Annotated in this window: 5 protein-coding genes; all 5 read left to right on the plus strand. The window is 57.4% G+C overall.

The annotated features are described in order from the left end of the window. Positions 1-98 precede the first annotated feature (98 nt). A complete protein-coding gene (locus tag H5U36_08510) occupies positions 99-866 on the plus strand; it encodes a 3-oxoacyl-ACP reductase FabG (GenBank protein MBC7218159.1) in 768 nt (255 codons plus the stop codon). Beyond that, positions 860-2,362 (plus strand): sugar ABC transporter ATP-binding protein, encoded by a 1,503-nt coding sequence (locus H5U36_08515; GenBank protein ID MBC7218160.1) that lies wholly within the window; start codon positions 860-862, stop codon positions 2,360-2,362. Before H5U36_08510 ends, H5U36_08515 begins: the two co-directional genes overlap by 7 nt. 5 nt (positions 2,363-2,367) lie before the next feature. Beyond that, on the plus strand, positions 2,368-3,378 hold the full coding sequence (locus H5U36_08520) for an ABC transporter permease (protein MBC7218161.1): 1,011 nt from the start codon (positions 2,368-2,370) through the stop codon (positions 3,376-3,378). 14 nt (positions 3,379-3,392) lie between these two features. Further along, on the plus strand, positions 3,393-4,412 hold the full coding sequence (locus tag H5U36_08525) for a Gfo/Idh/MocA family oxidoreductase (GenBank protein ID MBC7218162.1): 1,020 nt from the start codon (positions 3,393-3,395) through the stop codon (positions 4,410-4,412). Continuing rightward, positions 4,412-5,448 (plus strand): xylulose kinase (locus H5U36_08530; protein MBC7218163.1); only part of this gene is annotated, 1,037 nt, incomplete at its 3' end. The genes H5U36_08525 and H5U36_08530, both read left to right, overlap by 1 nt.

Here is a 5,448-nt window from a genome sequence, read left to right on the forward strand (position 1 = left end):
TTGAACCCATTGACTGGGAGGCCATCAAGAAGGCCTACCTCGAGAAATGAAGCTTGGCCCCCCGAAAGGGGGGCCTTTTCCGGAAGGAGTGAGACCCCTTGGACCTTGGATTCTCTGGAAGAGTTGCCATTGTTACCGGTGGAGGAGCGGGGATAGGAGAAGCCACGGTTCGTCTTTTTGCCGAGGAAGGAGCGCAGGTCGTCATTGCCGATGCCAATCCAGAAAGAGGCAGGGCTCTTGAGAAAGAGCTCACCGCCCGGGGACACTCGGCCCTCTTTGTGGAAGTCGATGTGGCCTGTGGGGAGAGCGTTGCCTCAATGACTGAGGAAGTTGTGAAGCGCTTCGGGAGAATCGATATCCTTGTGAATAACGCTGGAGTCTACGCCAAGGGTGATGCGCTGGCTTTCAAGGAAGAGGATTTTGAGAGACTCGTTGATGTCAACGTCAAGGGCGTTATCCTCTGCACCCAGAGCGTGGGGAAGCACATGGTCGAGAAAAGAGAAGGAGTCATCGTCAACGTTGCCTCTGAGGCAGGTCTTGTGGCCATTGCGAACCAGATGATTTACAACCTCACCAAGGCTGCGGTTATCTCCATCACGAAGAGCTGTGCGGTGGACTTTGCACCTTTTGGGGTTCGGGTGAACTGCGTATGCCCGGGGACAACCTATACCCCCCTTGTGGAGGAGGCGCTGCGAAAAGAAAAGGACCCCGAGAAGGCGCGGAGAAGCCTTGAGGAATCCCGTCCCCTGAGGCGGCTCGGAAAACCCGAGGAAATCGCCGCAGCCATTCTCTTCCTTGCCTCTCCCCGGATAGGGTATGCAACCGGAGCAGTCCTGAGCGTTGATGGAGGCTACACCGTATGGTAGGACCTCTGGCCCCAGTTCTTTCGATTCGCAATGTCAGCAAATCTTTCCCCGGGGTACGGGCACTCGATGCGGTGAGCATGGATGTTCTCCCCGGGGAAGTCCACGCGCTCCTTGGGGAGAACGGTGCAGGGAAGAGCACCCTGATGAAAATCATAAGCGGCATCATCCCCAAGGACAGCGGAGAAATTCTCCTTGACGGGAAACCGGTGCATTTCCTCTCTCCCCGGGATGCCCTCAGTGCGGGAATTGCCCTTGTGCAGCAGGAGCTCTCCCTTGTGCCGTACCTGAGCATTGCCGAGAACATATTCCTCGGAAGGTGGCCGAAAAGGGGCATCCAGGTTGACTGGGACGAGATTTTTTCCGAGACCCGGCGCCTCCTTGAGCGTTTTGGCATCGAGGAGTCCCCGGGGACTCCGGTGAACCTCTTGAGCGTTGCCGAGCAGCAGATGGTGGAGATTCTCAAGGCGGTGAGCCGACCGAACGTCCGCATTCTCCTTCTTGATGAGCCCACGTCGGCCCTGAGCGAGGATGAGGTGAATCGCCTTTTTGACCTCATTTCCGAAATCAAAAAGACGGGTATCGGCATCATTTTTATTTCTCATAAGCTGAACGAGGCATTGCGTATTGCCGATCGGGTGACGGTCCTTCGGGATGGCCGAAAAGTGGTTACCGAAGAAGCGCACCGTCTGGATGAGCGAATGCTCTTTGAGTACCTGACGGGGAAACCTGTTGCCTCTCTGGAGGCGACCCACGGGGGAGACCACACCGGCAGGAATCTTACCCTTTCCTTAGAGAACTTCTCGGTGGGTGGATTCGTGCGGGATGTTACGCTTCGGATTCGGGAAGGCGAGGTTTTCGTGCTCTTTGGCCTGGTGGGGTCGGGGCGAACAACCCTTGCGAGGGGCCTTTTTGGCCTTGAGCGAGCCGAAGGAAAAATGCTCCTTGGGGATCGGATGGTGCAGCCCCGCAGTCCTCAGGAGGCCATTGCCCTGGGCATCGGATACCTCCCGGAGGACCGCCGGAACGCCTTAGTGTACGAACTCCCTGTTTTTGCGAACATCACCTTAGCCATTCTTTCCTTCGTGTCGCGGCGAGGCATCCTCCGCATCCGGGAGGAAATGAACCTTGCCGAGGATTTCGTCCGTTCCCTGCGTATCAAAACCCCGAATGTTCTCCGGGAAGTCCTGTACCTGAGCGGAGGGAACCAGCAGAAGGTTCTCCTTGCCCGCTGGTTGGCGCGGAAACCCAAGCTCCTCATTATGGATGAACCAACCCGGGGAATCGATGTGGGAGCAAAGTTTGAAATCCGGGAGATGGTCCGTGGTCTTGCCCAGCAGGGGTTAACAATTCTCTACATTACCTCTGAGCCGATGGAAGCCCTCGAGGTAGCGGATCGGATTGCCGTCATGCGCAATGGCCGGATTGTTCGTGTCTTCGAGAACACAGAGGAAGTGGACAAGGCAATGCTCCTTGCTGTAGCCAGCGGAGTTTCCTGAAGGGGGTGCCTACGGTGTCAAATAGAGTTCTCGCATGGCGTGGAGGGGGTTTCGTCAGTCTCCTCCTCAAGGGTGGTTCTCTTGTTGGACTCATCGCCTTGAGTACCGTTTTTGCCGTTCTCTCTCCGTACTTTTTCACCCTGAGCAACTGGCTGAACATCTTCCGCCAGGTGGCGGTGGTCCTCATTGCCGCTTCGGCGCAGACCATGGTGATCATCACGGCCGGTATCGACCTCTCGGTGGGTTCCATTCTTGCTCTTGGAGGGTGCCTTGCGGCGGTGGCGATGAGCTACTGGGGCTGGCCTTTTGCGAGTGGGGCGCTCCTTGGGCTTTTCTTTGCGACACTCGCAGGGCTTGCAAATGGCGTCATCGTTGCCAAAGGGAGAATCCCTGATTTCATCGCCACCCTGGGCATGCTTGGAGCCGTTCGGGGTATAGCCCTTCTCATCACTGGGGGTCTCCCCGTTCCCTCCCATTTCACGGCCACGAAACTCGCGGGGTACCTCCCGGAGAGCATTGTGTGGCTTGGGAGTGGTCACATCGGAGGAGTCCCGGTCCCCATGGTTTTTGCCCTCCTTGTGGTGGCCATCACCTGGTTCATCCTGAACCGTACGACTTTCGGTCGTTCGCTGTACGCAGTGGGAGGGAACCGGGAGGCGGCGCGGGCTTCCGGAATCAACGTGGACCGCGTCAAAATCCTCGTCTACGGCGTTTCCGGACTCTACTGCGGCTTCGCGGGTCTTGTGCTTGTGGGTCGGATGAACTCGGCAAATGCCCTCATGGCAGAGGGTCTCGAGCTTCAGACCATTGCGGCGGTGGTTATCGGGGGGACGAACCTCTTTGGGGGCAAGGGATCGGTCTTTGGGACTCTCGTTGGGGCAATCCTCATGGGGGTCCTTTCCAACGGCCTCAACCTCCTCAACGTTGAGCCTTTCTGGCAGCGGGTCGTGAACGGGCTCTTGATCGTTGCGGTGGTCGTCTTCGACCAGTGGCGAAGGAGGATTATGCGCGATTAGGATGGAGGGAGAGCATGGAGAAGGTCTCTTTTGTCCTTGTCGGAGCAGGACGGGCAGGCATGGTGCACGGGCGGAACCTCGTGCACTACATCCCTGAGGGAGAGCTCAAGGCGGTGGTGGACGTCGATAAAGCGAAAGCCCAAGAGGCGGCGCAGGAACTTGGTGTTCGCTCCTACACCTCCTTTGAGGAGGCTCTGGAAAAAGAAACGTTTGATGCGGTGTGCATTGCCTCTTTAACGTTCACCCATCGGGATATCGTCGAGAAAGCGGCGAAAGCCAAAAAGCACATCTTCTGCGAGAAGCCCCTTGCCCAGAACCTCGGAGAAGCCCTGGCAATGAAGAAAGCCGTGGAGGAGGCAGGGGTGAAGTTCCAGATTGGTTTCATGCGCCGGTACGATCCCGAAATTCGGCGGGCCTTTGAGATGGTCCAGGAGGGACTCATTGGAGACCTTGTCCTTGTGAAGTCCACGGGGAGGGGCCCCGGTCTTCCTCCTTCCTGGATCTGGGATCGGGCAAAGAGTGGAGGAATGCTTGCTGAGGTGTCCTCCCACGATATTGATGCCGTTTTGTGGTTCGCCCAGAAAAGGCCCCTGCGGGTGTTCATGGAGGCGAAGAACTTCAAGTCTCCTGAAGCTCGGGAATCCTTCCCCGATTTCTACGACCACTACCTCCTCACCATCGCTTTCTCTGACGGTCCTTTCGGAATCATCGACGGCGGTTGCCCCGTTGGGTATGCGTACGATGCCCGAATGGAAATCCTGGGGACGAAGGGGATGATTCGGGTCGGGGAAACGGAGGGGAAGGGACCTGTCCTGTACACAACCGAAAAGAAGGCAGTTCGGGACACCCAGGCAGGGTGGGCCCTGCGCTTCAGGGAGGGATACCTCGAAGAGCTCAAGGCCTTCATTCGCTCGGTGCTTTCTGGCACAGAGCCTGCGCCCTCTCTTGAAGATGGGCTTCGGGTGGTGCGAATCGTGGGGGCGGGGCATGAGTCCCTTGCCCTGGGGAAACCGGTGGAGATAAAGGAGTGGTGATGGTGGCCTTTCTCATTGGGTGCGATCTGGGGACAACGGCCACAAAGACCGGCATCTTCGATACCGAAGGAAATGCCCTCGCTATTGCCCGGGAGAGTTCAAACATCATCTACGGCCAGGATGGGAGCGTCACCCAGGACCCAGAGGAGATGCTCCTGTCGGTCGTTCGCACGGTGAAGGAAGTGGTGGAGAAAAGCGGGGTGAATCCCAAAGACGTGGTGGCCTTAGCCATCGACGGCCAGATGGCGGGCATCATGGGGGTGGATAAGGAGGGGGAGGCGGCAACTCCCTACGACTCCTGGCTTGACGTTCGCTCTGCTTCGTACGCCGAGGAGATGAAAAAAAGAGCCGAAGATCTTATCATCACCAAATCGGGCATGGGACCGAGTATCAACCATGGCCCAAAGATTCTCTGGTGGAAGAGGGAACACCCGGAGGTCTACCGGCGTATTGTGAAGTTCACCGTCCCGGGCTGCTGGGTAGCCCAGAAACTCGCGGGGCTCAAGGGAGACGAGACGTACATCGACTACACGTACATGCACTTCTCCTGTTTTGCGGACCTCAAGGAGAAGAAATGGGACGAGGAAATTCTCGGAATCTTTGACATCGAGAAGGAGAAAATGCCCCGTATCGTCTCTCCCTGGGAGGTTATAGGCTACCTAAAGGAGGAGTGGGCGAAGGCCATGGGCCTTCCCTCAGGGGTTCCCATTGTTGCCGGTTGTGGCGATCAGGCGGCGAATACCTTAGGAGCAGGGGTGGTGAAGCCAGGCATTGCCTTTGATATTGCCGGGACAGCGTCCTGCTTTGCCGTTTTCGTGGACCGGTTCGTTCCCGATGTGCGTTACAAGACCCTCCTTTTCCCCCGTTCCGTCCTTGAGGGGTACTACTACCCCATGGCCTACATCAACGGAGGCGGCATGGATGTCGAGTGGGCAAGGAACGAGCTCTTCCGGGATCTTGCCCACCTTCCTGATGCCTTTGCCCGCATCAACGAGGAAGTGGAAAAGAAAGTCAGTCCTCCTTCGGGCCTTGTATT

It is taken from the genome of Candidatus Caldatribacterium sp., assembly GCA_014359405.1.
Classification (GTDB): domain Bacteria; phylum Atribacterota; class Atribacteria; order Atribacterales; family Caldatribacteriaceae; genus Caldatribacterium; species Caldatribacterium oleiphilum.

Bases quoted from the DNA above. Each gene is read 5' to 3' on its own strand.
- H5U36_08525 (MBC7218162.1), top strand. From the start codon at position 3,393: ATGGAGAAGGTCTCTTTTGTCCTTGTCGGAGCAGGACGGGCAGGCATG.
- H5U36_08515 (MBC7218160.1), top strand. From the start codon at position 860: ATGGTAGGACCTCTGGCCCCAGTTCTTTCGATTCGCAATGTCAGCAAA.